The organism is Vitreoscilla stercoraria DSM 513, assembly GCF_000382305.1.
GTDB classification, from domain to species: Bacteria; Pseudomonadota; Gammaproteobacteria; order Burkholderiales; family Neisseriaceae; genus Vitreoscilla; species Vitreoscilla stercoraria.
The window spans coordinates 1-26249 of sequence record NZ_KB908020.1 but is presented as its reverse complement, the minus strand read 5'-3'; the positions used below and the strand labels follow the sequence as shown (position 1 = coordinate 26249).

30 protein-coding genes, 1 other RNA gene and 1 riboswitch are annotated in these 26249 nt (G+C 41.8%); of the genes, 17 read left to right on the top strand and 14 right to left on the bottom strand.

Annotated elements, in window-relative coordinates; translation table 11 throughout:
• Positions 1-42: 42 nt before the first annotated feature.
• Together H150_RS0102745 and H150_RS0102740 are read right to left on the bottom strand one after the other, a co-directional pair.
• Positions 43-396: a cupin domain-containing protein gene (locus H150_RS0102745; protein ID WP_019957516.1), complete on the bottom strand. Its 354-nt coding sequence runs from the start codon at positions 394-396 to the stop codon at positions 43-45.
• Positions 397-623: 227 nt separating this feature from the next.
• Positions 624-1193: a helix-turn-helix domain-containing protein gene (locus tag H150_RS0102740; protein WP_019957515.1), complete on the bottom strand. Its 570-nt coding sequence runs from the start codon at positions 1191-1193 to the stop codon at positions 624-626.
• 312 nt (positions 1194-1505) lie between these two features.
• On the opposite strand from H150_RS0102740, the gene H150_RS0102735 reads away from it, so the two are divergent.
• Entirely contained in the window at positions 1506-1991 is a 486-nt protein-coding gene (locus H150_RS0102735; RefSeq protein ID WP_019957514.1) for a DUF2798 domain-containing protein, read from the top strand.
• A 64-nt stretch (positions 1992-2055) separates the two neighbouring features.
• Here H150_RS0102735 and H150_RS0102730 read toward each other — a convergent pair whose 3' ends face one another.
• From H150_RS0102730 to H150_RS13585, 4 genes are all read right to left on the bottom strand, one after another.
• A complete protein-coding gene (locus tag H150_RS0102730; RefSeq protein WP_019957513.1) occupies positions 2056-2658 on the bottom strand; it encodes a hypothetical protein in 603 nt (200 codons plus the stop codon).
• Positions 2659-2768: 110 nt separating this feature from the next.
• Positions 2769-3335: an HdeD family acid-resistance protein gene (locus H150_RS0102725; RefSeq protein ID WP_026353411.1), complete on the bottom strand. Its 567-nt coding sequence runs from the start codon at positions 3333-3335 to the stop codon at positions 2769-2771.
• Positions 3336-3609: 274 nt separating this feature from the next.
• The gene (locus H150_RS15250) at positions 3610-4026 is read right to left on the bottom strand and encodes a VWA domain-containing protein (protein ID WP_211206665.1); all 417 of its coding nucleotides are present in this window, start codon (positions 4024-4026) and stop codon (positions 3610-3612) included.
• Positions 3959-4897, bottom strand: coding sequence for a TerD family protein (locus H150_RS13585; protein WP_211206664.1), 939 nt, complete (start codon positions 4895-4897; stop codon positions 3959-3961). The genes H150_RS15250 and H150_RS13585 overlap by 68 nt, the downstream gene beginning before the upstream one ends.
• An 80-nt stretch (positions 4898-4977) precedes the next feature.
• On the opposite strand from H150_RS13585, the gene H150_RS0102715 reads away from it, so the two are divergent.
• Together H150_RS0102715 and H150_RS13580 are read left to right on the top strand one after the other, a co-directional pair.
• A complete protein-coding gene (locus H150_RS0102715) occupies positions 4978-6222 on the top strand; it encodes a TerD family protein (protein WP_342345097.1) in 1245 nt (414 codons plus the stop codon).
• 96 nt (positions 6223-6318) lie between these two features.
• Entirely contained in the window at positions 6319-7857 is a 1539-nt protein-coding gene (locus H150_RS13580; RefSeq protein ID WP_019957510.1) for a KAP family P-loop NTPase fold protein, read from the top strand.
• A gap of 57 nt (positions 7858-7914) precedes the next feature.
• On the opposite strand, the gene aspS is transcribed toward H150_RS13580, so the two are convergent.
• The 5 genes from aspS to lysM form a co-directional block, all read right to left on the bottom strand.
• Positions 7915-9723, bottom strand: coding sequence for an aspartate--tRNA ligase (aspS, locus tag H150_RS0102705; RefSeq protein WP_019957509.1), 1809 nt, complete (start codon positions 9721-9723; stop codon positions 7915-7917).
• 26 nt (positions 9724-9749) lie between these two features.
• Positions 9750-10436, bottom strand: coding sequence for a DUF502 domain-containing protein (locus tag H150_RS13575; protein WP_019957508.1), 687 nt, complete (start codon positions 10434-10436; stop codon positions 9750-9752).
• A 53-nt stretch (positions 10437-10489) separates the two neighbouring features.
• Positions 10490-11605 (bottom strand): phospholipase A, encoded by a 1116-nt coding sequence (locus tag H150_RS0102695; protein WP_019957507.1) that lies wholly within the window; start codon positions 11603-11605, stop codon positions 10490-10492.
• An 83-nt stretch (positions 11606-11688) separates the two neighbouring features.
• Positions 11689-11952, bottom strand: coding sequence for a 30S ribosomal protein S20 (gene rpsT, locus H150_RS0102690; protein ID WP_019957506.1), 264 nt, complete (start codon positions 11950-11952; stop codon positions 11689-11691).
• A gap of 255 nt (positions 11953-12207) precedes the next feature.
• Complete coding sequence (gene lysM / locus H150_RS0102685; protein ID WP_019957505.1) at positions 12208-12684, bottom strand: peptidoglycan-binding protein LysM; 477 nt, start codon at positions 12682-12684, stop codon at positions 12208-12210.
• A gap of 206 nt (positions 12685-12890) precedes the next feature.
• Here lysM and thrB point away from each other — a divergent pair, with 206 nt between their 5' ends.
• On the top strand, positions 12891-13814 hold the full coding sequence (gene thrB / locus H150_RS0102680; protein WP_019957504.1) for a homoserine kinase: 924 nt from the start codon (positions 12891-12893) through the stop codon (positions 13812-13814).
• A 13-nt stretch (positions 13815-13827) separates the two neighbouring features.
• Positions 13828-15228: a hypothetical protein gene (locus tag H150_RS0102675; RefSeq protein ID WP_019957503.1), complete on the top strand. Its 1401-nt coding sequence runs from the start codon at positions 13828-13830 to the stop codon at positions 15226-15228.
• A gap of 112 nt (positions 15229-15340) precedes the next feature.
• Here the strand turns inward: H150_RS0102675 and H150_RS0102670 are convergent, their stop codons facing one another.
• Complete coding sequence (locus H150_RS0102670; protein WP_019957502.1) at positions 15341-16003, bottom strand: 7-cyano-7-deazaguanine/7-aminomethyl-7-deazaguanine transporter; 663 nt, start codon at positions 16001-16003, stop codon at positions 15341-15343.
• Positions 16004-16085: 82 nt separating this feature from the next.
• Positions 16086-16130: riboswitch (PreQ1 riboswitch) on the bottom strand.
• Between the two features lie 50 nt (positions 16131-16180).
• Positions 16181-16564, bottom strand: a complete 384-nt coding sequence (locus H150_RS0102665; protein ID WP_019957501.1) for an Mth938-like domain-containing protein — start codon at positions 16562-16564, stop codon at positions 16181-16183.
• Between the two features lie 118 nt (positions 16565-16682).
• Here H150_RS0102665 and H150_RS0102660 point away from each other — a divergent pair, with 118 nt between their 5' ends.
• Together H150_RS0102660 and H150_RS0102655 are read left to right on the top strand one after the other, a co-directional pair.
• A complete protein-coding gene (locus H150_RS0102660) occupies positions 16683-17996 on the top strand; it encodes a homoserine dehydrogenase (protein WP_019957500.1) in 1314 nt (437 codons plus the stop codon).
• A complete protein-coding gene (locus H150_RS0102655; RefSeq protein ID WP_019957499.1) occupies positions 17989-18390 on the top strand; it encodes a hypothetical protein in 402 nt (133 codons plus the stop codon). Before H150_RS0102660 ends, H150_RS0102655 begins: the two co-directional genes overlap by 8 nt.
• 291 nt (positions 18391-18681) lie before the next feature.
• On the opposite strand, the gene H150_RS0102650 is transcribed toward H150_RS0102655, so the two are convergent.
• The gene (locus H150_RS0102650) at positions 18682-19176 is read right to left on the bottom strand and encodes a DUF1841 family protein (RefSeq protein WP_019957498.1); all 495 of its coding nucleotides are present in this window, start codon (positions 19174-19176) and stop codon (positions 18682-18684) included.
• Between the two features lie 119 nt (positions 19177-19295).
• Here H150_RS0102650 and ssrA point away from each other — a divergent pair.
• From ssrA to H150_RS0102595, 10 genes are all read left to right on the top strand, one after another.
• Positions 19296-19660: a transfer-messenger RNA gene (gene ssrA / locus H150_RS14935) on the top strand.
• A gap of 252 nt (positions 19661-19912) precedes the next feature.
• Entirely contained in the window at positions 19913-21106 is a 1194-nt protein-coding gene (locus H150_RS0102640; protein ID WP_019957496.1) for a tyrosine-type recombinase/integrase, read from the top strand.
• 81 nt (positions 21107-21187) lie between these two features.
• Complete coding sequence (locus H150_RS0102635) at positions 21188-22273, top strand: ATP-binding protein (RefSeq protein ID WP_019957495.1); 1086 nt, start codon at positions 21188-21190, stop codon at positions 22271-22273.
• A gap of 163 nt (positions 22274-22436) precedes the next feature.
• A complete protein-coding gene (locus tag H150_RS0102630; protein ID WP_155970382.1) occupies positions 22437-23267 on the top strand; it encodes a hypothetical protein in 831 nt (276 codons plus the stop codon).
• A gap of 185 nt (positions 23268-23452) precedes the next feature.
• Positions 23453-23704 (top strand): helix-turn-helix transcriptional regulator, encoded by a 252-nt coding sequence (locus tag H150_RS0102625; protein ID WP_019957493.1) that lies wholly within the window; start codon positions 23453-23455, stop codon positions 23702-23704.
• Positions 23705-23706: 2 nt separating this feature from the next.
• Positions 23707-24006, top strand: a complete 300-nt coding sequence (locus tag H150_RS0102620) for a helix-turn-helix domain-containing protein (protein WP_019957492.1) — start codon at positions 23707-23709, stop codon at positions 24004-24006.
• A complete protein-coding gene (locus tag H150_RS0102615; protein ID WP_019957491.1) occupies positions 24006-24674 on the top strand; it encodes a KilA-N domain-containing protein in 669 nt (222 codons plus the stop codon). Before H150_RS0102620 ends, H150_RS0102615 begins: the two co-directional genes overlap by 1 nt.
• A gap of 466 nt (positions 24675-25140) precedes the next feature.
• Positions 25141-25377, top strand: coding sequence for a hypothetical protein (locus H150_RS0102605; protein ID WP_019957489.1), 237 nt, complete (start codon positions 25141-25143; stop codon positions 25375-25377).
• A complete protein-coding gene (locus H150_RS0102600; RefSeq protein WP_019957488.1) occupies positions 25374-25733 on the top strand; it encodes a hypothetical protein in 360 nt (119 codons plus the stop codon). The genes H150_RS0102605 and H150_RS0102600 overlap by 4 nt, the downstream gene beginning before the upstream one ends.
• A 98-nt stretch (positions 25734-25831) precedes the next feature.
• A complete protein-coding gene (locus H150_RS0102595; RefSeq protein WP_019957487.1) occupies positions 25832-26146 on the top strand; it encodes a hypothetical protein in 315 nt (104 codons plus the stop codon).
• Positions 26147-26249: the final 103 nt, after the last annotated feature.

Sequence of the window (26249 nt, the reverse complement as noted above, 5' to 3'; positions counted from 1 at the left end):
ATCAAGCAAGACCATGCTTGCTTGATGTTTCTCATCACAATTTTATTGGGCGCTGTCTTTGAAAATCACATACGTTTTACAAACAGGCTCATCCACTTCCCATACGCCATGCGTATTAGCAGAAAAATACATGCTTTCCCCTGCTTTAAACTCAATCGTCTCTCCACCAACAGGTGTAAAGCGGCCTGCACCTTTTAAGAAATAACTGTATTCAGCTTGCATGATTTCACGCTCAAAACTGCCCACCGTACATTCCCAAAAACCAATGTCTGCTTGTGGCACTTCTTCGTTCAAAGCCAAACGTGCTTGTGCAATTGGCACACCCACTGGCTTACCTAAAGGTTTTGCTTCACCAAATTGCGCATCGCCTTCTAATTTAAAATGTATCGGTTGCATTGTTTTTCCTTTGTGACTGAATCGATTAATCTGTTTTGAGACCATTGTATAACGCCATGACTTCATGCATGTTTCATAACTGTCATCGCAGATTAATCAGATAAAAGTAAAAAATCAATATATTTTTTTACTTTTATAAAAATTTATATCCGTTTTTCAATGCAACCTACCATAAAAAAAACAGCCGTCTTCATCGATAAGACAGCTGCTTTAAAATAATGTATTTATTAATAAGTGGGTGGTGTAATCACCCATAAAATTTTAGCAAGCTCTTTGCCTGTATTGCCATAGCGATGTGGCTGCGTACTTAAAAAGCTAAATGAATCGCCTTCTTTCAATTGAAAATGCCGCTCTCCTACCCAAATCTCAAACTCCCCTTGCATGACCAAACCAGCCTCTTCGCCTTCATGCGCATATTGTTTGTCTGAAAAAGTATTAGGTGGAAAGTGGGAAACCAACATTTCCAATTGTCGATTTTCAGCGAATGCCATAAATTCATCCACAATTCCATTTTCATACTCAACCCGAGTACGACAGTCCGCACGCACCACATAACCTTTGTCAGCAGCATTGACAATTTGTGCAGAGGATGCAAAAAACCACTGCACCGTCACACCCAATTGTTGGGCGATATTGATTAAGGCATTAATTGAAGGTTGCGCCAAACCACGCTCTAACTGACTGATATAGCCAATCGACAAATCACACATTTGAGCCAAATTTGCCAAAGTAATTTTTTTACTTTTGCGCAAAGACCTGATTCTAAATCCTAAAAATTGGTTTTCAGCAACGCCCATGGCTCTCTAACTATGATAACTAAATAAAATATTGGCGTTTATTGTATCTAAATGTTTTGTTGAAAACCACTTAAACACCAAAATACACACAGCATCATAAAATAATTTAGACTTGATATACAACCATCAACGCTCTTGGCTAATGAGTACCAAATCACAAATATCCAAATCATTTCAACGTTTATAAATGCCCGCATTGCTCACAGTTTTAAGACTTTCAATGATGTATAAATCAATCCTGCTCATAAAAAATCCCAACTTACCTCGCATAAAAAATACTGCGTAAAATCGATGGCTTTGTTAGGACAATCCATGCAATTAGATCCTCGTTTGCCACATACACCACGCGAAGGGGCAATTTATGGCGCTATCATTTGTTTTCTAACCAGTTTGTTCATGACGGTTCTCAACGTCTATTGGATGATGGGAGGCTTGCATCAACAAGCTTTATTGGCCATATTCAAATGGTGGCCACTGATGTTTGTCATTGCCATGGTCATTGAACCTATGTTGATTGGTCGCTTAGCAGAAAAAGCCATGCACAAACTCAGCCCTCCCACAGACAGCGGTAATGCAAAAATCATGTTTCGCTTGATTTTCACTGTGTTTGGCATGTCGTTAGCCATGACCAGCATCGGCATTATGTTAAGCAAAGGTTTACATGCAAACTTTGCAGTGACACTGTGGCATCAATGGCCACGCAATTTTTTCATCGTTTTATTGGCAGAAGCCTTGGTCATTCAACCGATTGCCCGCACAGCCATGCTCAAACTACACCAAAAAACAATAGCTGTTTAAACCATCAAAGCGGCCTGTATCTGGCAGGACGCTTTGATTGACATCATCCATCATCTGGCTTCACTCAATTGAATTTTGGCAATAAATTGTCTGTAAAATATTTAAAGTTATTTATACCTGCCTTATGGTCACTGGCAGACTTACCCAACGTCACCATATATTGATGGTCATTGGCGAAACGGGCTTTAATATGCTTGTTGTTTTCAAACAGTTCAATACCAAACTTGCCCAATGCCTCCATGACTTGTGGCGTAGGTCCTTTATAACCGACCAATACCGCTCTTAAATCTTGTAAATCTTGTTCTACTTGTTGCAAAACTTCCATATTCTGCTGTTTTAAATCATCCACCAATTGTGTGTATCGCTTGTGATGCCCATATAATCGGTGGGTTTTCAAAGCTTCAATGATGAAATAACGGATTTCTCCATCATAATATTCACTGACTGCATTCATTTTCAAATACACACCACTTTGTTGCTGCGCTGCCGTTTTGTTTTTTGCCGCCTTAGCCTTACGCAAGTTATTCTCTGTGACTTCTAATTTTTGATTTAACGCATGTATTTCTTGGTTTTTCTGTCGCAATTGCGCTTGTAAATCATCGCGCTCTGCTTCGATTGCTTGCAACATTTCCAAAGCAATATCGTCTTCACTTTCTACATCAAACATATCACCCCCCCTATCGTTAAAGCGTCCTGTAATTGTGATTACAGGACGCTTACCATTACAAAGAAGCTGGCTTGATATGTCAATTGAATTAATAAAAATTAATATTTCGACTAAGTAGGCTTAGGCACTTCGCGTTTGATATAAGAAGACAAAGCCAAATAATTAAATCCTTGAAACAACAAATCCATGGCAAAAAACAAGCCTAAAACCCAAAACGGTGCTGTCGGAGTGAACAACACCATCAAACCTGCCACGGTCGTAATCACACCTGAGAGGAAAGTCCAGCCACGGGCATGCATATTTTTTGCAAAAAACACCCCAACCATGCGTGTAATACCCGCAATGATTAAGAAAATAGCCAATAAGTTGGTCAAAGCAACCGCAGTTTGTGCCGGTGACGTCAACGCATAATAGCCTGCAATAAAATACAAAATGGCAAACAACAACCAAAAAATGCGAAACACGCCATCAAACAGTTTCACTCCCGCAATAATGTGTATCACGCCACCTACCATCATGGCCAAACCAAACCAAAAAATGACTGCAAACGTCGCAAAAGGTAAAAAAGTAAACAGCCCTGTTGCAAACAAAATAAAAACAACCCCAAGCAGCAAATACCATTTCCGATTGGCATGCAACATGGCTCGACTCTCATCATCCAGCGGTATATTGTTCATCTTTGACCTTTCTGTATTTCAAATCATCATTGGCCATTCAAAATGGCTTAGGATAGACCCATGCTTTATTTTATGAGTTCCTAAATCAAATCATTCAAAAATAAAGCAAAATCAATTATTAACCATCAAGTCATTACTTTCATCTCTTCATACTTCCATCTGTTGTATATTCAATCAAACCTATGAAAACAAGCGTCCTGTAAATGCTTACAGGACGCTTGTTGGATGGGAATAATCTGGCTGCAATACTCACTACAGCAAACACAGCGTATGATTATCTTAAAATATTTTTTTGCTTGGCTTCTGTCAGCCACTGCGGAAACTCTTTTAACAAGCATTCATACAATTGCTCATCCGATATTTGCGTAATATGGTCTAGCGCAAAAAAATTACAATTATCGATAAAACGCCCTGACATCTCATCCAACTTTTCTAAAATGCCATAGCCATGCCCACCAATGCCAATGAATTGCCAAAAAATAGGCAGTCTTACTGCTTCAGAAATCAAACGGGTAATTCTACGGCTCTCACCAACACCACCATCGGAAATAAAGACAATATAAGTGGGAATGCCATCGTTAAAACGAGAATAATACGCCATGACTTTCTCAATGGCTTCAGGCTCATAATTGACCGCAGGACCGACATCCCAATTGCGCCAACCCCGATTGGAATCGGTTGGTATAATCACGCACATTTTTCATAGACACATCGTCTAATTGCACCGTATTGCGACCAAAAGCCCAACATTCAAAACTGCCATCATCATCAAAATTCAGTGCCAAAGGCAATACCCGATCTATCACTTTTTGCACATCGCCTTGCTGGTATTGTTTAAACATCGAACCTGAACGGTCTAACACCAAACCCACACGGGCTTTCAAATTGAGCAAATTCTTTTTTTCTAAAGAAATGAGCGATTTTTTGGTTAAATCCAGCAATTGCGGTGCTTGATGGGCGACTTTATCCAACACCAATTTTTTACGCAAATCAATATTGGATGCCACTGGCGCTGGTGTCACAGGAGCAGACTCTTGTGCCACTTCGCCACCAAAATGCTCGACCAAAGCCTTCAAACCACCATTAAAACCTTGTCCAATCATACCCAAACGCCACACACCACTTTTTTGATACACCTCCACAAACATCACCGCTTTTTCAGCTGCAAATTGTTCAGGCTTAAATGTATATACCGCCACCACCTGCCCTTGATTTACCAGCTCAATTTTGCCTTGCGCAACCTGTGATATCACGGCTGTAGGATGGTCTAGCGTGGCACAAATGACATAACGTTGTGGCGAAGCGGCTTGTATTTTAGTCAAATCGAATTTGAAAGATTCTGCCTGCCCATTTTTTTGATAACACACTTCAGCATGAGGCGATTGTGGCTGATTGAAAAAAGTCATGTAATCATCATGCAGTAATTTGGCTTGTTCATTCAAACCAAAACAAGAATAATCCATTACAAATGGTGCTTGAAATTGCATCCGAATTTCAAACTGCTGCTGCGACCCCAATAAATGGCTCAGCGGCTGTTTTTGGCCATTGCTTAATGATTGCATTGTAGCTGACTCCTCTATTCAATTGACTGGTATGGTTTTTAACTCTTTCTAGGGCAAATTAAGGTAGACTCAAAGTTTGAATACTCCAAAGCAGTGAATCCAAAACTCATCAGATTATTAAGGGAAATAGAATGCAACTTACCGCTGGCGCCAATTTGGCACTTCCAAATTCGGATGTAATGGTCAAAATCAAAACGTCTGTACCTTCTCATCTTGGTTTAGATATTACCGCTTATATTCTAGATGCATCAACATCCAAAGTGCGTGGTAATGCAGACATGATTTTTTATGGTCAAACACACACTGCCAATAAAAGTGTCGAATTACAAGAATCTGCACACAAATCACCGTTTGAAACCACATTGCATGTCAATACCAATTTATTGGACAGCAGCGTGGGTAAAATCGCCTTGTGTGCCACGCTAGATGGTCAAGCCAATATCAGCGCATTGCAAGATATCCAAATCGAGCTTTGCAGTCACAATCAAATTACAGCCACGGCTTTGGTAAACAGTGCGTCTAAAACTGAAAAAGCTTTGATTTTGGCAGAAATCTACAACCACAAAGGCACATGGAAATTCCGCTTTGTCAATCAAGGTTTCAATGGTGGCTTACAACCTTTGGCCGAACATTTTGGTGTCGTGATTGCCAATGAGCCAACGCCAAGCGCACCTCCGCCGCCTGTTGAAACACCCAAACCCGCTTCTACCATCAATTTGTCCAAAATCACCTTGGATAAAAGCCGCCCTTCCATCAATTTGTCTAAAAATGACGGGCGTTTTGGTCGCATCGCCATCAATTTAAACTGGAACCGCAACCCTGAAAATGCGAAAAAACCGAGCAGATTCAATCCATTTGCCAAAACCAAAGGCATCGACCTTGATTTGGGTGCCATGATTCAATTTAAAAATGGTCATATTGATTTGGTACAGGCTTTGGGCAAGCGTTTTGGTCAATACAATGCGCCGCCATTGATGCAATTGCAAGGCGATGACCGCACAGGCGCATCGAGCGATGGCGAATGGTTGTACATCAATGGCAATTGTTGGGATCAAATTGAGCGCATTGTGGTGTACACCTTTATTTATGAAGGCGTGCCAAATTGGGCCAGCACCGATGCGTTTGTCACCATACAAATCCCCCAACAAGCCCCCATTGAAGTACAACTGACCGAATCTTCGCCGCTAGGAACCTGTGCGATTGTGGCATTAACCAATACCAACAACAGCATTCAAGCCCAACGAGAAGTGAAGTATTTTAAAAACCAAGAATTCCTAGACCAACATTACCACTTTGGCTTTCAATGGAAGGCTGGCTCAAAATAATGGTTTAGAAATGAATATAAGCGTCCTGTAAAGGTTTACAGGACGCTTAATTATATTTATGGCATATAATCAAGCATCTATTTTTGAAAGTTCAAAATGTCTGAAACTGCTGAAAATACTCTCGAACCATTCGGTTTTCAACGTGATACCGATTATGCCAAAATTACCGAACCTTTTAAGGGCTGTTTATTAAAGCGAAAACCTTTGGCTGAACATTTGACTCGCTACATCGACCGTTTGCAAGTCGGTGCCGTTTTGGCACTAGATGCACGTTGGGGTGAAGGCAAAACGTGGTTTGTACAAAATTGGAAAGCATATTTAGAACAAACAGAAAAACCACACAATGTGATTTATTTGAATGCATTTACACAAGACTATTTAGAAGACCCATTTATGGTTTTGGCAGCAGAAATCAGCCATGCTTTTGATACGGCTAACGATGAACATCCATTGATTCAAAGTTTCAAAGACCAAGCCATCAACGCCACCAAAGCTTTATTGCCTGAATTACCTAAGTTAATGCTTTCACTGGGTATCACTTTAATGGGTGCAGGTTATTTGGGTAAAACTTTAGAAAATGCAGTGAGTACAGCTCAAGATGCTATCAATACAACTAAGGAAACATATGGTGATGAAGTGTTTGATGGTATCAATGAAACCATCAATGAGAATATTCAAGAAGCCATCAAAGAACGTTTTGAAAAACATGAAACCGACAAACAAACGTTAGAATCTTTCAAACAATCTTTAAGTACATTGGCAGCCAATAAAGATTTGAATCCCAAACCTTTGGTTTTCATCATTGACGAATTAGACCGCTGCAATCCGCTGTTTTCAGTACGTTTGATTGAACGCATCAAACATTTTTTTGATATTCCGAATATTGTGTTTGTATTGGTGACAGACAAGACCCAATTGCAAGCAACAATTTGCCATCAATTTGGTTACAATGAGGCGGCAAGCGAAGCGTATTTGGACAAGTTTGTGGATTTTTCAATTAAATTAGAGCGTCCAAAAAATATAGACAGAAAAGATGAGTATTTACAAATCTTTTCTACAACCCTCACAAATCTTGGCTTTTCAGATGAAGAGGTCATTAGATATCAATATTTTGGCTTGATTTTTTCAACCATTTCCAACACTTCAATTCGTCAAATAAAGAAAATTTTAAATCGTTTCAGCTTATTGTATTTAAAAAATGAGATAAAAGACGTTGCTTTGCTGTATAAATTATTTTTTCCTAATTTAGACAATCAAATACCTTTATTTATGCACATGATTTATGATTTTAGTCGCTATTTTGATAAAAATCTGGTGACTGCAAATAGTGATGAAATTGAGAAATTTATTAAAGAAAAGCTTTTTTCATTTGAGGAAAATTTTCAGGAGTACAGGTCTACTGAAAACAACAGGTATATTGAAAGTACATTTAGAAACAATGTAAGTCAGGCTACAGGTCATTTTTTCATGAGACTATTAACTACAAACTACTCTTATTTAAAAATGGTACATTTCAATTTAAGCACATCTCATATAGATAGTTTTTGGCATGAATTATCAATCACTCCTGTCAATCTTCCTTTAGAATTAAATACTACTTGGAGTGCGTATATTAATACAGGTTTAAAAGAATAAAAAAGCGTCCTGTAACCATTTACAGGACGCTTTTAAAACACTCAAAACTTAAACCAATTAAGCCTTAGGTTCTTCTGCTTGTTTCACTTTCAAGCGCAAGCCCAATTCTTTCAATTGTTTCTCGTCAACCAAGTTAGGTGCGTCAACCAACAAGTCTTGTGCACGTTGCGTTTTAGGGAAGGCAATCACATCACGAATCGACTCAGCGCCAGTCATCATCGCTACCAAGCGATCCAAACCAAATGCCAAACCACCATGAGGAGGTGCGCCGAATTTCAAGTTATCCAACAAGAAACCGAATTTGTTTTGTTGCTCTTCAGGAGAAATTTTCAACGCCGCAAACACTTTTTCTTGTACGTCAGCTTGGTGAATACGCACCGAACCGCCACCGATTTCCCAACCATTCAATACCATGTCGTAAGCACGTGCCAAGCAGTTTTCAGGATCAGAATCCATCAAATCTTCATGACCTGGTTTTGGTGCGGTAAACGGATGGTGAACCGCAGTCCAACGGTCGTCATCTTCGTCGTATTCAAACATTGGGAAGTCAACCACCCACAATGGACGCCATTCGTCCACGAAGTAGCCGTTGGCCAAACCGTGTTCTTTACCCACGCGGATACGCAATGCGCCAATGGCTTCGTTCACGACTTTGGCTTTGTCTGCGCCAAAGAAAATGATGTCGCCGTTTTGCGCTTCGGTGCGTGCGATGATTTCAGCCAAAGCTTCGTTAGACAAGAATTTCACGATTGGAGACTGCAAGCCGCTGTCTTCACCGTTGCTCAAGTTGGTCACATCGTTGACTTTGATGTATGCCAAGCCTTTGGCACCATAAATACCCACAAATTTGGTGTATTCGTCGATTTCTTTGCGGCTGAATTTCGCGCCATTAGGCACGCGCAAAGCCACAACACGACCATTTTTCATGTCAGCTGCACCGCGGAAGACTTTGAATTCTTCCGTTTTCATCAAATCGGTCAATTCAGTGAATGCCAAATTGATGCGCATGTCAGGTTTGTCTGAACCGTATTTGAACATCGCTTCAGAGAACGGCATGCGTGGGAAATCGCCCAGTTCTACGTTCAAAACATCTTTGAAGACTTTTTTCGCCATGCCTTCGGTGATGTCCATGATTTCGTTTTCATTTAAGAACGAAGTTTCCAAGTCGATTTGGGTAAATTCAGGCTGACGGTCAGCACGCAAGTCTTCGTCACGGAAACATTTGGTGATTTGGTAGTAACGGTCAAAACCTGCCACCATCAACAATTGTTTGAACAATTGTGGTGATTGTGGCAAAGCGTAAAATTCGCCCGGGCTCACACGGCTAGGCACCAAATAGTCACGCGCGCCTTCTGGCGTTGAGCGAGTCAATACAGGTGTTTCAATGTCGATGAAGCCTTGGTCATCCAAATAACGACGCACACCCATGGCCACTTGGTAGCGCATGCGCATGTTTTTTTGCATCACAGGACGACGCAAGTCAATCACACGATTGGTCAAACGCACGTTTTCAGAAATGTTTTCTTCGTCGATTTGGAATGGAGGCGTTGCCGCTGCATTCAAAATTTCGATTTCTTTGCCCAAAATTTCAATACCGCCTGAAATCATACGTGCGTTTTTAGTGCCTTCAGGACGGCTGCGCACGCGGCCTGTAATGCTCAATACGTATTCGTTACGAGATTGATCAGCCAATGCAAAGGCTTCTGGGGTATCAGGGTCAATCACCACTTGTACCATGCCTTCACGGTCACGCAAGTCGATGAAAATCACACCACCGTGGTCACGACGACGGTGTACCCAACCTTTTACGGTTACAGTTTGGTCTAAATAAGCTTCGTTAATCAAACCACAATAATTGGTACGCATGTTCTTCCTTAATTAATGGCTGTCATTTATTTTGACAGCGGCTCTTCTTGCTGTTCGTTTGGTTCGCGCCCATCAGGACCGACCATACCAATAGAAATGATGTATTTTAACGCATCATCGACACTCATATCGAGTGCTTTGGTATCCGATTTTTTAACAGTGATGTAATAACCACCCGTTGGATTCGGTGTGGTGGGTACATACACATTCAAATATTCATCATCGGCATCAATTTCAGGCAGTGTATCAAGCAAAATTTGCGGCACTGAGCCTGAAACAAATGCCACTGTCCAAACCTGTCCATGAGGAAAATTCACCAACAATGGGGTTTTAAACGATTGGCGGGAATCGGATAACAAGGATTCAGACACTTTTTTGGTGCTCGAATAAATCGATTTAACCACTGGAATGCGCCCCATCATCGCATCCCACATTTCAATGATTTTGCGGCCAATGACATTGGCACCAAACACACCAGTAAAAAACAATACCAATACGGCAATGATTAAGCCAAAACCAGGCACATCATGACCGACTAAAACGCGCGGCTGCCACTCAGCAGGCAATAAAGAAACCAATCCATCTGACAAACCGATGATGTAAGAGATAACCCACAATGTCACCACAATGGGCAACCATACTAATAAACCGGTGAGCAAATAACGCTTTAATGAAAATTTGCTTTTCTTGTCTGATGTTGTCTGTGACGACATACTGTTATTTTCCTTGAGGTGTCTGTGCGCAAGTGCATGAGTTTACACTTTTGCTACAAACTGTGCCAATCCGTCAGTTTGATACCGATGCCAATACTGCGATTGTAATGGTTATAGTCTAATAAATTCATGCCATAACCATCAAAATAACGCACATAGCCTTTAAGTTTGTCTTTGATAGGGAAAGTATAATCGGCCTGTATTGCACCTTTGCCTGTGGCAGGATTCAAACGCACCAAAGTGCTGACAGATTTTTTGTTGGGCAATTGGTAAGTAGCGCTGATATCACCATAACCCATATAATCTGAAATATCAGGATTGTCGTCACTGTCTTCGCCATCAACACGCACCCACACGCGCGGCATCACAGACAATTTACCCCATTCCATACCCGCCATCACATAAGCTCGATTCCAAGAACGAGACAAAGGCTCAGTGCGACCATTAGATTGATGCACCAAGCCCGCACCCAACATGCGCAATTGACCATCGAATGGCAAATTCATTTTCACCGGTTGGGTCAAAATCAATTCTGGCTCGTAATCGGTATTGCGAAATGGAGCGGAGTTATCACGGTTATACACTTGCCAATGCGATACTTGATTGTAGCCAAACCACAAATCAGCACGTGTGCTGAATAAATCTTCGGCCAATTTGGTTTTAAATGAAATTTGCATGCGTGATTCGACGTTTTGATCGCCATCGGTAGATGCTTGAGCGGCTTGACGTGTCGGTGATTGAGGCGTGTTATTGCGTTTAGAATTGTACCAAACAGGCATCAAGGAAATTGGATGGTGCTCACGCACGGAAAAAATCCCGCTGTCGTGATTGCGATCGAGATCCCACGCCTGACTCAAAGGCGTATACGTATCACTGATGTAAGATTCTGCATCCATATCGGCCAATTGGGCTTGGTGATCGGTATCTGTAAAAACAATTTGAGCATCGCTGTTTTCCAACTTAGCCGCCACTGTTTTTTCCAAATCTACCGCTTTGACCGTTTTTGAGACTTTTCCATCTACGGCTGCCATACGGTCATAACAAGCCAAACGCGCGACATTGTCACCAATGGCAACACATTGCTCAATACCATTGATATTTTGCGCCAAAACCCATTGCGAACTGCTTAGCATACAGATTGCCGCAGCCAATTTAGATAATTTTTGCATGCAATTTCTCCCCAAATGCCTATGAGCATAGATAGCAAAAAAAAGCTCCGCAAAGCGGAGCCTTTTAAGCATATTCGCTAAAATTAAGCCATTGCTTTAACTTTAGCAGACAAGCGGCTCTTATGACGAGCTGCTTTGTTCTTGTGGAACACGCCTTTGTCCGCAATGCGGTCCAAAACGCGAGTAGAGTCACGGAATACTTCTTGTGCAGCAGCTTTGTCACCAGCTTCAACAGCTTTGATTACTTTTTTTACTGCAGTACGGAAAGCAGTACGCAAGCTAGCGTTGTGAGCGCGTTGTTTGATTGCCTGACGGGCGCGCTTACGAGCTTGTGCGCTATTTGCCATGGATGTCTCCTAATAATATAAAGAATAAATTTCTGTAAACGTGCAATTTTAAACGCTTAACCACTTTCAGACAAGCGTTAATTATATGATTCATCATGACTTGGTGGTTGATGCGACAAATTCTGACTAAAAACCCACAGAACACAGCATTTAAAGCCGCATATTAAGCGAATTCATGCTGTTAAAAACGCAATAAAGCGTCCTGTAAATGTTTTACAGGACGCTTTTTTTGCTCAATGTAACATCAAATTGACATCACTTAGGAATACGCAATTTTTGACCCACATAAATTTTATCTGGATGCGAGAGCAATGGTTTGTTGGCTTCAAAAATCTTCATGTACAAATTGGCATTGCCATAATATTTTTTAGAAATGCCAGACAAAGTATCGCCTTTAACCACATCATGGTATTGCGAAGGCTCTTCCACTGGTGCAATCAAATTATTGTCCACACTGGACACACCCGTAACATTGCCCGCTGCCAAACCTGCTTTTTCAGCGGCTTCTTGGCTAGGTGCATTGCCCGACAAAGTGACCAAACCTGTTGTACCATCAAACGACACAACCAAACCTTGCAAGCCCAAGCCTTGTGCTTCAACATGAGCACGAATGGCTTCTGCAGCTTTGCGATTGAGTTCTGGCAAATTAGAAGTCGCTTCTTTTTGCACTTCCTCTTCATCTTTACCAAATAATTTCTCACCTGCATTTCTGATAAAACTGAACAATCCCATTTCTCACTCCTTACTGAAACCATTTAATGACTAAAATGTCACTTGAATGAGGCTTTGTACGACAAAGCCCTTTAAAGACGACACAGATTACAATAGCTACCTTAGCATGTTTTTTTTAATTTGGCATGAAATGATCATTGCATCCATCTACTGATTCCATAATTTTTGTTATCATCAGGTTTTGTCCGTCTTCTGGTCTTCAGCTCATGTCTGTTTATACTTCTGTCTCTGAAGCGCAAATGCGCTCGTTTTTGTCTCATTACGATTTGGGTGAATTCACCAACCTTAAAGGCATTGCGCAAGGCGTCACCAATACCAATTATTTCGTCACCACAACAAAAGGACGTTTTGTCTTGACCTTATTTGAAGTATTGAGCCAAGACGAATTGCCATTTTATTTACAATTAATGCAACATTTGAGTCAAAACAATGTCGCCTGCCCTAAACCAATTGCCCAAATCAATGGTCAATTAGATGCCAACTTGGCGGGCAAACCTGCTTGCTTGGTCAGCTGCTTACATGGCGCTGATGTTGCCCATCCTACCGCAGAACAATGCCATTCTGTGGGCAAAATGTTAGCCAAGATGCATGTCGCTGGCAGCCATTTTGAACAACATATGGACAACCCTCGCGGCAAAGCTTGGTGGACTAAGGAATGTGAACGTTTGCTACCATTGATGAGTTATGTGGATGCAACACTGCTCAAAGACACCATCGCCAAACTGAATGCCCATGATGACAGTGTATTGCCTAGCGGCATCATTCATGCCGACTTGTTCAAAGACAATGTATTATTACATGGTGATGATGTGGCAGGATTCATTGATTTTTATTATGCTTGTCATGGCAATTTTATGTATGACTTGGCCATTGCGCTCAATGATTGGGCTCGCACCGATGCCAATCACATTGATGCAGAGTTTCAGGACGCTTTGTTGGCAGGTTATATGAGCGTGCGCCCATTGAGCAAAGCCGAGCAGCAATATTTGCCGCTGGCACAAGAAGCGGCCTGTATTCGTTTTTGGGTATCGCGCTTATTAGATTACCATTTTCCACCAGCTGGCGAATTGACATTTACCAAAAATCCAGATGTCTTCCGCGATTTGCTTTTGAAGCTACAACAACAATAAATAGGACTTTGCCATGAGTGTTCGCTGCATTTACATCGTGCCGTCACATTATGCTGAAGCGATTCAGATTGATGAAACCAAAGACATGCTGATTGTCAGCGACAATCCGCAATGGCAAAACTATTTGCCTTTGCGTGCCAATTTCATTCACTATATCGGCAACGATCACGGTGTATTTGAATTTGCACGCAAAGTCGGCGTGTTGTCGGTCAGATGGCAACCTCTTGTAGCTTTAGACGTAGAAGTATCGGGTTTAAACCATGTCATTTTACATCTTGCCTTATTGGCACCTTTGACTTTGCGCTGCGATGATGCCTCATTCAGTGAGATTCATCTCACTCATGGCAGCGAATGGTTTAAACCGCTCTTTAACGAGCATCAACTGCCACTGATAGTTCTCAAAGCTGACAAGCACAATGGGCGCATCCCTAATTTGCCGAATTTATACCATATCAAAGAGTTACACATTGATATCGTTTGGAATAGACATCAAAAAATACCATTTGATTGTTTACAATTGCTGCCATTTTTATCCTTGGAAACTTTGATTATCAAAGGTCCCATCAACATGAGCAAGACCTTGACGCAATTGCCATTGGTGGAATTGGAATTGCACCATGTTCCTGATTTACGCGAATTTCCTGCTTTAAATTTGTTTTCAAAACTAGAGGAATTAACGCTGTGTGCATGTGAGACTTTGGGCAGCCAAGATTTGCAGCAACAAGCGAAAGCACTTCCAGATTTGATGCTGTATTACATGTCAACCACAGACCAATCCCAATGGGAACAACGGGGTTATATTTATGATGCACAAGCAAACGCAGCTTTAGCAGCGGCGGTTTCTAAACACCATTTGGGTGACAACATCATCTCCATTGAATTGGATCAATTAGAAGAAGTTGCAAGCAATACAACAGCGCAAGAGACTTCAGACACTGAAATGGAATCCATCAACGATGCAACCAAATCTTTATTTGAACGCATGCGTACCGAATCGGTAGCCGACTTCTTTCGTAACAATAAAAAAGAAAATAACATTACCGAATCAAACAGCAATGAGCCATCTTTGTTTGAACGCATGCGCACCGAATCGGTGACAGATTTCTTCCGTCACAATAAAACCGATACCACAACCAAAGAAACCAAAGCCTCTGCCAACGAAATCGAGACTGAAGCCACTCAAGAAATCGAAACCCAACAGTCTTTATTTCAACGCATGCGCACCGAATCTGTCTCTGAGTTTTTCCGCAATAACAAAACAGCAGCCGATACACCTTTGGCAACAGAAACAGAAGCGACATCAGAAACACCTGCTGATGCAACACCAGCTAGCGATGAAGAGCAGCAATCCTTGCTCACTCGCATGCGTACCGAATCGGTGACGGATTTCTTTCGCAACAAACGCAATAAGTAATTTGGTCTTTCAAATCAGCCTACAAAACATTACAGGACGCTTAATATTCGTTAAGCGTCCTGTAAGTATTATGAAGATAACATCCTGATTCAATCTTCCAACATCATCAGGTTCAAACCAATTGTGCTGGTGTTTTTTGCAAAATCGTCAATTTTCGCAACAAGTATTGCAACAATACGCCATAAACCGGCAAAAACAAGCAAGCACCAATCACCAATTTGCACAAATAATCCACCATACCTATGCCTATCCAATTGGCGGCCATAAATGCATCTGCACTTTGGTAAAATGCCACCGAGAAAAATACAAACGTATCAATAGCGCTGCCTACCAAGCCTGCCACAGCAGGTGCCAACCACCATGTTTTGGATTCACGCAAACGGTTAAAGACTTTGATGTCCAATAATTGCGCTACCAAATACGCCATAAAACTCGCTACCGCAACGCGCGCGCCCATAGAATGAAAGGTATGAATGGCTTCAAAACCATGCCATTGTCCATCCACAAACAACGCCGAAATCACATAAGACAAGCCCAGCGCTGGCAACATCACCATCAAAATGATTTTGCGAGCCATTTGACTGCCAAAAATACGTACGGTCAAATCTGTCGCTAAAAAAATGAATGGATAAGTAAAAGAGCCCAAAGTGGTATTAATAGAGCCGATTTGAATGGGAAATTGAACCAAATAATTGCTGGCGGCAATCACACAAATATGCCAAAAACACAACCAATACAACGCCTTTTGGCGCTGGGTAGAAGAAAATGAATACATAATAGATTCCTGATTTAAGTTACAACCAGGGCGAACAGACAAAAGCGGTGTACACAACACCGCTGGGACAGAACCAATTGTAAGACGCCTAGTTTTTTATAGTGGGAGGGTTACGAACCACTTGTGTCAAAATAACAGCGAAAGATTATACGTTATTCTAAAGACGTACAACAACCGTTACGACGCTTGCGTGGGCCACAAAATCGCCCAAACTTTACGGTCTTCGCTGAGCAAAATATTGAACGTGCGACATGCCGCAGGTGTGGCCATCATTTCCAAACCAATGCGATTTTTGGCAATCAAGACTTGCAATTTAGGAGGTAAAAATTGCTGATTATTTCCCGTTCCAACCACAATCAACTCAGGTTGATGAGATTGCTGCAATAATTCGCTCAATAACTCTTCTGTCATTTCTTGGCACGTTGCCAAATCCAAAGGCAAAACTTGGTTGTTTTTAACCAAAATGGCTTGAGTATAAGTTTGACCAGCCACCTCAATACTGCCCGCATCATAAGCATCAACGCGGAATACGTCGCCTTGATTGTGTTCGGTAAAATCCATAGTGTGTTTCTTTCTTGCTTGATTTTAAAGGTGCAATATTGGGCATTTTACGCTAGCATGACGGGTTTGTTTATCAGTTTGTTTGTCATCTAAAGTAAACCCCTTAGTAGGAGTATGCATGAAGCCCATCAATGTCGGGATTATCGGTTTGGGAGTAGTCGGTGGAGGCACTGCCCAAGTATTGCGCGAAAATGCGAGTGAAATCAGCCGCCGTTTAGGCCGCGATGTGCGCGTCACCATGGTATCACGCCGAGACACGACCAAAGCCCAAGAAATCATTGGTACCGATACCGATATCACCATTACGGCAGATGCTGCCACAGTGGTGAATCAACCAGACATCGATATCATTGTCGAATTAATTGGCGGTACAACCATCGCCAAAGACATGGTGTTACAAGCCATTGCCAATGGCAAACATGTGGTGACTGCCAATAAAAAATTATTGGCTGAACACGGTAACGAAATTTTTGCAGCTGCCAAAGCAAAAAATGTGATGGTGATGTTTGAAGCAGCCGTTGCAGGCGGCATTCCGATCATCAAATCTTTGCGTGAAGGCTTGGCAGCGAACAAAATTGAATGGATTGCTGGCATTATCAATGGCACCAGTAACTTTATTTTGAGCGAAATGCGCGCCAAAGGCAGTGATTTTGCCGATGTATTGAAAGAAGCCCAAGAAAAAGGCTATGCCGAAGCAGACCCGACATTTGACATTGAAGGTCATGATGCTGGTCACAAATTGACCATCATGTCGTCTGTGGCGTTTGGCGTGCCTTTAGACTTCTCTAAATGCTATTTAGAAGGCATTTCTACATTAGAAGGCAAAGACATCAAATATGCTGAAGAATTGGGCTACCGCGTTAAATTATTGGGCATCACTCGCCGTCGTGAAGATGGCGTAGAATTGCGTGTACACCCGACTTTGATTCCTGAAGAGCGTTTGATTGCCAAAGTCGATGGCGTGATGAATGCGGTATTGGTCAAAGCCGATATGGTAGGCGTCACCATGCATTACGGCCCGGGCGCAGGCTCTTTGCCAACTGCCAGCTCAGTGGTGGCAGACATTTTAGACATTTGTCGTTTAATGGATTCTCAAGCAGAACAACGTGTTCCTTATTTGGCTTTCCAACCAGATCAAGTACAAACTTTGCCTGCCATCAGCATCGATGACATTCGCAGCAGCTATTACTTGCGCATTACCAGCACCGATGAACCGGGCGTATTGGCAGCCATCACTTCAATGTTGGCTCAGCACAATATTTCAGTAGAAGCCTTGATTCAAAAAGCCACCGACCACCAAGAAGCAGAAATTGTGATTTTGACCCACTCGGCTTTAGAGCGCGATGTCAAAGAAGCGATTGAGCGCATTGAAAACTTACAGCGTGTGGTAACGCCAGTGGTGATGATACGCATGGAACCATTTAGTGGCTAATCCTGCTTTACCCAAAAAAGCCAAAACCATTCGGATTTGGCTTTGGATTATCATTTTGTCATTTATTGTTTTGTTTTTCACTATGAAATATACCGTTTTGGGAAAAAACAATATTATCAATGGTTTTGTGACCAACTGTACTCAAAGCGCGCCTGCTGCACCCAACTGGTCAGCGGAGTTGAAAAAATTTGGTTACAGCGGCGATACTTCATGGCTGCCTCAAGCATATTGTGAATGCGTTTTGTTCCCTGTATTTGAACCCATGAGCGAAACGGAAATTCGCAAATTTGGCGATTTATCTGCAGAACAGCGCATGGTAAAAATGGGTGGCGCTCTGCGTTTTCAACAACGCCATGAGCAATGTTTACAAGAATTTGCACCTAAATCAAAATAATGGTTTCGTATTCATTTGAAGCATTTCCAAGCGTCCTGTAAGTTTTTACAGGACGCTTTTTTAATACAACCAAGTCAATCATTAATAATCAAAAAAGTGTAATGCCTTTTTTTGTACTAGCAAGCACAAAAACTCAGCCCGCATACCAATCATTTCTATAAAAATGATTGGTATGCGGGCTGAGTTTTTATATATTAGGCCACACAAACCAAATATACACACTACACACAATTTAAATTATAGCAATAGGTGTGCCAATATTATGCCGAACAATGCCATTACAAAAACTTACTATTTCTTAGCAAAATGGTTTTGCACTTCATGCGGATTCAAGCGACGATCATCTTCTTCACCCAAGCCCACCAAGCGGCGCAAACGCGTCATGTAAGCGTTCACATCCAAACCTTGATTGTGGCGCTGTGCTTGCCAAATGGTTTCGACCAATGCTTCCATCATTTCATCTTCAGCTTTAACCCAATTATCATTGTACATACCGACCAATTTTTGATGTATCGTACGAATGCCAAAAGGTTGATTAATACCAACTTGTTCTTGAATGGACAAATGCAAAGACAAATGCAAAAACGGATTGGTTTGCCCTTCTTCTGGCGTCCAATTTTTATCCAAATAATCTTCAATATTCTCTAAATACACTTGGTATTCGGGATGTGCCTCAATAATGCGTAAGGCTTTTTGTTGCAGAGCATCCAATTGCAAAGGATTCAGGCGATTTTGCCAAACATGCGCAAAATAGCGGCGCACGTCGTGGGTATTGACGTCATACATGGTAATTTTCCATTACAGGGCGCTTGTTTTCAATCCATGTTATCGACAAGCGTCCTGAAAAAATAGTGATTAAACTGGCGTATTGTACCTGATTGTCGTACAATACAGTTCTTACATCTGGGGGCGATCTTGGTTTCGACGGGGATTGCAAAGCGGATGCGGGCATACCGAGATCTCAGAATCTCGTAAAACACTGAAAAATATATAATCGCAAACGACGATTCTTACGCTTTAGCCGCTTAAGGCTTAGCCGTTGCAATGGTTGGTCAATGGACCATGAGGGGTTAAACCCTCCGCAACGTCATTCACATTGACTGGTTGGTGCTTGGGTTACTTAAGCATTGATGAGACTTAAGGTGACTGGTTCAATCTCAGCCTGTCCGTCGGCGGAGCTTGAATGAGATTTTAAGTAGACAAGACTAAGTATGTAGAACGCTTCGTAGAGGGTTTTCGGACGGGGGTTCAATTCCCCCCGCCTCCACCAAACACAGATTCCAAGGGTTATCAGCAATGCTGGTAACCCTTGTTTTTATTGGGTTTCAGGCTAATTTCACACGCTGCAATATTCAGCAATACTCTGGACAGCTCACACACTTTGGGGGCAAAATTGGGGGCAAGAACAATTTGCCCCTTTCTTTTTATCATAAAAACAATACCAAAAATGGGGCAAAAATAGCCAAATTCTAAAAATATTGTTACTAAACAATGTACTAAAATAAAAAGGCTTGCCCCCAAAATGCTCACAGACAAACAAATAAACGCCATCAAGCCACCTGAAAAAGGCAGCATGAAAAAGGCAGACAGTGGCGGGCTATACATAGAGATATACGCCAATGGTTCAAAACAATGGCGACTTAAATATCGCCGTCCACACGACAAAAAAGAAGATAGGCTCACTTTTGGGCGTTATCCTGACATATCCCTAAAAACGGCAAGAATCCTACAGGCTGAGGCCAAAAGTCTTATTCAGGATGGCATAGACCCAAAGCAACACCACAAACAACAAATTGCACAGGTAGACAATAGCCATACGTTTGAGGTGATAGCAAGGCAATGGCACAGCAACCGCAAGGACGATAACAACAGGTGGACTACTGGACACGCCACCCGAATATTGAGAAGCCTAGAAATACACGTTTTCCCCTATCTTGGGGGCAAGGACTTGGGGGCAATCATGCCTTTAGACGTTTTAACCGTTGCCAAGAATATCGAAGCTGGGGGCAAGGGAGATACTGCCCACCGTGTTTTAGATGTCATGCGCCAAGTATTTGCCTATGGTGTCAAAATGCGCCTGTGTGTATTCAATCCAGCAAGCGATCTATCAAGTGAATTAAAAACCCACGTTTCCAAAAATTACCCATCAATTACAGATGAAAAAGAATTGGGCAAGCTATTGGCCAACATTGACCAATGGAATGGCACACCTACCGTTAGGGCTTTACTAAAAATATCCCCTTATGTTTTTACAAGGCCTAGCGAAGTTAGGCTAATGCGGTGGTGTGAATTGGATTTAGAGGCAGGACTATGGACAAAAGAAGCCGACCAAATGAAAAACGGCATTGCCCATGTTGTGCCTTTAAGCAATCAGGTTATTGCCATTCTTGAGGATTTGAAGCCTTTTTCAGGACGCTTTGAGTATGTATTTTGGAATCACGCCACCAAACAGGCATTAAGTGAGGGAGCAACACGCAAAGCATTAGAACGCATGGGCTATAAGGGGCAATTTACCCCGCATGGCTGGCGACATACGGCCTCTACCCTATTACATGAACAGGGCTTTAATACAATGTGGATAGAGGCGCAATTGGCCCACAAAGACAATAATGAAATACGTGGCACATACAACCATGCTCAGTATTTGAATGACAGACGAACCATGATGCAAACATGGGCGGATTATTTAGATGGTTTGAAATTACAGCAACCTTAAATTAGCCAAAATTAGTTTTTAGATGACTAATTAGCTATTAATTGTATAATTGCTGCTAACTCCTGACAGCTAGAGAATATTATGAAGCACTCAGACCCTCTATATTTTCCGAGAGCAAGTTATGCAAAAAAATTGCTAACCAGTCTACATGATGGCATCACCCATGCCTTTACTCTGTTTGCACCGCGTCGCATGGGCAAGACCCAATTTTTGCTACAAGACATTGCGCCAATGGCCGAGCAAATAGGCTTCAACGTATTTTATTTTTCATTCATGGATGACAACCCCGACACATTGGCCGAACGATTCCAAGCCGCTTTGTACGAATTTGCAACCAATAAGCCAACTGAAAAGGCAAAAACCTTTTTTGCTGGCGTGAAAAAAATCGCGGCAATGGGTGTGGAAATTGAACGGAACGAATCCCCTCAAACCATTCCGCCAATAAGTAACATTATTAGCCATATCGCCAATGATAAACGCCAAACCCTATTACTACTGGATGAAGTACAAGAGCTTGCCAGAGCATCCAATACGAAAGACCTAATACGTTCATTGCGTACTGGCCTTGATATTAATCAAAACCAGATTAAGACCATATTCACGGGTAGTAGTACCAACGGCTTAAAAGCCATATTCAACGACAGCAAAGCCCCCTTCTTTCACTTTGCCCATTCTTTGGACTTCCCGACACTGGGGCAAGACTTTACCGACTTTCTAGCCGACATTTACGAACAAAGGACAGGCAACGCCACCGACAAGGCTGCTTTTTATCAAGTATTTGAACGACTGCAAAAAACACCTATGTACATGCGGGCAATTGTACAAGACATGATTGTAAACCCTGCCCTTAGCCTTGAGGATGCAGCCAATATCCGATTAGAACAGATACAAGAATTGTCCGACTACTCAGGTTTATGGGCTGGATTAAAGCCACTGGATAAAGTGTTATTAACCGATATTGCAAGCGGTAATACCTCGCCATATACCGTGGCCTCAAGAACACACTACGCAGAGGCATTAGGCATTGATACCGTATCAACTGCCAATGTACAGGGATGTATTAGACGCTTAGAGCGACAAGAGTTAATTACCCGCGACACAACCAATGCGCTTCAAATTAACAGCACCGCATTGCAAACTTGGATTTTGGGCAACATAGAACAGTAAACCAACTTTAACCATGCCTAGCCTGCGATTAGCTACCAAAGGTGAAACCGATAACCCTTAATCGTTGGCATGGTTATCCTTTTCCTAAGGGACATTGATTAAAATTAAAGGGTTTTCAATGGGGATAATTTCTCAACACTTTCAAAATTTAAGAAAAGACTTTATGTCTGCCAAACAAATTATTTTATATTTTCAATATATCGATGAGGAGAACCCAAATTTTTCGGATATTGCAAAATATCTACTGATTAATAAATTTGATAAATTTCTTTCTCAAAATGTATTTTCTATAAACTATTTAGGCGTATATGATCAATTACAGGTAGAGCTTGACAACTGGGGAAATTCTACTAATATTTGTGAATTTAATGATGATTATTTACTATTTAATGATGTAAATGAGTTCCTACATGATTTTTTGAACAATAATGCTGTAGGTGATAATGGTCAAGAAATTGAATATAACATTCACATTAAAATAAAAGATTTACAAAATTTTGTAGATAACTTACATCTGGGTAAGCACATTATAACTGTACAAGATTATCTAAATAAATCATATGAAGTAGAGCAATATAAAGCTATTAATTCATTACCAAAAGTTGATTCGAGTCAATTTGGTACACCAACGATTACCGTTGCGCCCATGACCATAGAAACTTTTCAAAAAAAAATACAGAGTCTTGAAATCAAGATTGCTGACCTTACGAATGAATTAACTCAAGCCAAAACGCAACAAAAAACACCCGAAATATTGCGATACAAATCAAAATATAACAATCCTTTAATTGATGTTGCTATATCTATTAGTGCTGATTACTACGACACATTAAATGATGGTGATATTCCACCCAAGCAAGGAACTTTAGATGATGAAATTGCAGTGCGCTATAAGAAATTAACTGGCGAAGAGCCCGCTAAAAGTAATATTGAACATATTGATCGCTTTGCCCGTCCCATTCAATTTAAAAGAGGGGGTCAAAAAAAGAAATAATGGGTCACACCCTCAAAACATGTACTGGTGTACCTTTTAGATTGGGTTATACCCATCAGTTTAGGGTGCAACCCATTTTAGTTAAACCCATTATGTATTGCGTATAACCCAATCAAGAGCCTTACATTCACCCTCATGAAAGCTGCTGACATCTCAGCACAGCTATTAACCATGAGGGCATTTTTATGCAAGCTTCAAACAGTATTATCAACTTGGACATGTTGCCGAGCAACGCACAATTAACCTTGAAAGAATTGGCAAGCAGCCCATCAAAAAACAAACGTGGGTACACCCGTTTATCTGAAAGCCATATCCGCCGTTTAGAGGCTAGAGGTCTGTTTCCACGGTCACGCCAAGTCATTGGCACACGTTGCCGCTTTTATATTGCTGGCGAAGTTCGACAATGGCTTGCTGAGCAAGCACAGCAAAAGGCTTAACAATGGAAAAGAAAAAGGCCACCAACAAGGGCGGCCAATCTCACAGACAAAATCATTCTATCACAGACCAATTGATTAATACGAACGCCACCACACAAAAGTTGTTTGTATTGGCTTGTTTGCGTGAGCGTCCACACAGTAGCAATGAGTTACACATGAGAGGCATCTATGATCCACGCGCTCGTATTTTCAGCTTGCGCCAAGAGGGTTATGACATCTCAACAACATGGCGTTATGAAATTGACGTTGCTGGTATTGAACGCAAAATCGGTGTTTATAGTTTACTCAGTGAGGTGAAGTGATGGCTAAATTAATACCTTTAGAATATCAAGGCATGTCTATCCATGCTAATAGCGAAGCATGGTTTAACGCCACCGAAATGGCGGCTATGTTTGATAAGCGGCCTGTAGATTGGCTAAAGCAAGTAGATACAGAACGTTACATTGACACTTTGTGCAAAAAAAACGAAGTGACTAAAAATCACTTCGTAAAAACAATAAAAGGCGGCAATACCGCTAAACAAGGTACATGGTTACACCGTAAATTAGCGGTACGCTTTGCTCAATGGCTGGATATGGATTTTGCTATTTGGTGTGATGAACAAATTGAAGCCATGCTTACCAATGGCCAAACATGGCAAAAACACCGTACTGAATTATCCAGCATCACAATACTTCGTAATCGTTTTATTGAACAAAAGCGCACTGCTGAGGGCAAAGCCACAGAATCACATCATTACATCAATGAGGCATTGGTTGTTAATGAGGCCTTAACGGGTAAACGTACCGCTATTGATCGCAACAGCCTGACGCTTGAGCAAATCGCCATGCTGGATAAGCTGGAACAAGAAAACGTCTTGATGCTGTTACAAAACACACCCTATCCAAAGCGCAAACAACACTTGTTTGATTTGGCAGCGCCAATACGCCACCAAATGCAAATTACATCAATTAGCGGGGTGGCGTTATGAAACCTCTTGACCATTCAGGCGCATTGTTGCAATATTCGCTTGTCGGTTTCAATCAATCGACCAGCTTTGACAGGCTGAATACAGTTAGGCAGACAAGCCGCCTACTAAGCGGCATTTTTACGTCTGTAATACCACGCTATTGGTGCGCCTTTTTTATGGTGGGCAATGGCAGGGAAGCCTTACGGCTTGCTGGTTCTAACTGCCAGTCTGTCAACCCTGCCATTTGTCTGCCACCCCTAACGATTGACAGCGTAAAGGGTGGTCCTATTAGACCAGTTAGAAAAGGCTTTGCCATGTCCGCAATCCGTAAGGGCTACACACGCCCGTTATACATCCAAACAATCCGCAATTTCCCGACCCTTGAGGCCGCCAGCCGTCACGTTGATTTTCTTTTACGTGGCAATGCGCTTGCTTGCTTCAATATCCAACAAACGCATACAGGCTGGACCGTTGGGAGGGTTTGCGCGTGAATCAAGCATTAATCCCTACTCCACAACAATACATTGAATTACATGACATGGCGGCTGAAACACTATGGCAAGCTGAATTGGCAGGCATGAGTTTTTTAAGTGCCAACTTAGAAGACGATGAACTAAAAATGGCCTTACGTACAATGGTCACCATCATTCGAGCCTCAAAAGTCTACGATATACAAGGCATTGGCGAACTTCGTGTGGAATTGGAAAAAGAGGCCGCCTTATGAGCACCACCACACCCCAACCAAACTATGAATTGAACTGTGATGGCTTGAGTACATTCTTGAATATAGCGGCTCAAACTCTTGAAAAGCGTCTTTATGATGATGAACTTCCAAATGCGGAGGCGATTGTTTTGCAATCCCAAGCAGAACTGGCAATACACACATTAGGTACGATGGCTGAGTTTGCAGCACGAGATCAGATGGCCAATGAAAGTAGTCAACATTGTCCGTCTACATTGCTGATGGCAGCCCGTGTAATGCGTGAATTAGGCAGCATCATGACAACGGTCAACTGTGCCATCAATAACAATACAAAGCGCACAGCAAAAGCCAACGCCACCATAGTGAAGTCTACCTAGCGGCTTAAATTCCCCTTACATGAAACCAACTAGCCCATGCTTTTAAACGGCATAGGCTGGATTGTTGCAGCCTTTTTATAAGGCATGGAGTGTACTCAATGGAAAACCAAATTAAAAATAAGGCAATACCAAGCCGTTTAATCCCTTGCTTTAGTGTGTTGCAAACAGATGCCATACAAAGGCAACCATGCCACCAATTACCTTATTCAAAAGAAAATATATGGATTTTTGAGTCAACAATCACCACTGCCCACCAATTACGCCATATCAAGGATGTGATTGTAGAGGCTTTGGAATTGGGCTTAGTCGGTGTTTTTGATGCCAATGGCGTGGCAGTAATGGACTTTACCGATACAGGACACGCCCGTTATTGCCAACAAGCCACTAAAAACATGACAAATCCGAACAAATAAGCAGCACGAGCCGCCTTTGTGCGGCTTTATTCACTGATTGGAATCAAGATGATTGATTTTAAAGACATAGCGCACCATGCCATAGGGCAATGGCATTACGTTT

Excerpts from the sequence above, each read along its gene's own strand:
- H150_RS0102600 (WP_019957488.1), top strand. The coding sequence starts at position 25,374 with ATGAGCACCACCACACCCCAACCAAACTATGAATTGAACTGTGATGGC.
- H150_RS0102630 (WP_155970382.1), top strand. The coding sequence starts at position 22,437 with ATGTCTGCCAAACAAATTATTTTATATTTTCAATATATCGATGAGGAG.
- H150_RS13580 (WP_019957510.1), top strand. The coding sequence starts at position 6,319 with ATGTCTGAAACTGCTGAAAATACTCTCGAACCATTCGGTTTTCAACGT.
- H150_RS0102695 (WP_019957507.1), bottom strand. The coding sequence starts at position 11,605 with ATGCAAAAATTATCTAAATTGGCTGCGGCAATCTGTATGCTAAGCAGT.
- H150_RS0102595 (WP_019957487.1), top strand. The coding sequence starts at position 25,832 with ATGGAAAACCAAATTAAAAATAAGGCAATACCAAGCCGTTTAATCCCT.
- H150_RS0102635 (WP_019957495.1), top strand. The coding sequence starts at position 21,188 with ATGAAGCACTCAGACCCTCTATATTTTCCGAGAGCAAGTTATGCAAAA.
- H150_RS0102740 (WP_019957515.1), bottom strand. The coding sequence starts at position 1,193 with ATGGGCGTTGCTGAAAACCAATTTTTAGGATTTAGAATCAGGTCTTTG.
- thrB (WP_019957504.1), top strand. The coding sequence starts at position 12,891 with ATGTCTGTTTATACTTCTGTCTCTGAAGCGCAAATGCGCTCGTTTTTG.
- H150_RS0102745 (WP_019957516.1), bottom strand. The coding sequence starts at position 396 with ATGCAACCGATACATTTTAAATTAGAAGGCGATGCGCAATTTGGTGAA.
- H150_RS0102725 (WP_026353411.1), bottom strand. The coding sequence starts at position 3,335 with ATGAACAATATACCGCTGGATGATGAGAGTCGAGCCATGTTGCATGCC.
- H150_RS0102675 (WP_019957503.1), top strand. The coding sequence starts at position 13,828 with ATGAGTGTTCGCTGCATTTACATCGTGCCGTCACATTATGCTGAAGCG.
- H150_RS0102670 (WP_019957502.1), bottom strand. The coding sequence starts at position 16,003 with ATGTATTCATTTTCTTCTACCCAGCGCCAAAAGGCGTTGTATTGGTTG.
- H150_RS0102640 (WP_019957496.1), top strand. The coding sequence starts at position 19,913 with ATGCTCACAGACAAACAAATAAACGCCATCAAGCCACCTGAAAAAGGC.
- aspS (WP_019957509.1), bottom strand. The coding sequence starts at position 9,723 with ATGCGTACCAATTATTGTGGTTTGATTAACGAAGCTTATTTAGACCAA.
- H150_RS0102620 (WP_019957492.1), top strand. The coding sequence starts at position 23,707 with ATGGAAAAGAAAAAGGCCACCAACAAGGGCGGCCAATCTCACAGACAA.
- H150_RS0102625 (WP_019957493.1), top strand. The coding sequence starts at position 23,453 with ATGCAAGCTTCAAACAGTATTATCAACTTGGACATGTTGCCGAGCAAC.
- H150_RS0102615 (WP_019957491.1), top strand. The coding sequence starts at position 24,006 with ATGGCTAAATTAATACCTTTAGAATATCAAGGCATGTCTATCCATGCT.
- H150_RS0102665 (WP_019957501.1), bottom strand. The coding sequence starts at position 16,564 with ATGGATTTTACCGAACACAATCAAGGCGACGTATTCCGCGTTGATGCT.
- rpsT (WP_019957506.1), bottom strand. The coding sequence starts at position 11,952 with ATGGCAAATAGCGCACAAGCTCGTAAGCGCGCCCGTCAGGCAATCAAA.
- lysM (WP_019957505.1), bottom strand. The coding sequence starts at position 12,684 with ATGGGATTGTTCAGTTTTATCAGAAATGCAGGTGAGAAATTATTTGGT.
- H150_RS13585 (WP_211206664.1), bottom strand. The coding sequence starts at position 4,897 with ATGCAATCATTAAGCAATGGCCAAAAACAGCCGCTGAGCCATTTATTG.
- H150_RS0102660 (WP_019957500.1), top strand. The coding sequence starts at position 16,683 with ATGAAGCCCATCAATGTCGGGATTATCGGTTTGGGAGTAGTCGGTGGA.
- H150_RS13575 (WP_019957508.1), bottom strand. The coding sequence starts at position 10,436 with ATGTCGTCACAGACAACATCAGACAAGAAAAGCAAATTTTCATTAAAG.
- H150_RS0102735 (WP_019957514.1), top strand. The coding sequence starts at position 1,506 with ATGCAATTAGATCCTCGTTTGCCACATACACCACGCGAAGGGGCAATT.
- H150_RS0102730 (WP_019957513.1), bottom strand. The coding sequence starts at position 2,658 with ATGTTTGATGTAGAAAGTGAAGACGATATTGCTTTGGAAATGTTGCAA.
- H150_RS0102650 (WP_019957498.1), bottom strand. The coding sequence starts at position 19,176 with ATGTATGACGTCAATACCCACGACGTGCGCCGCTATTTTGCGCATGTT.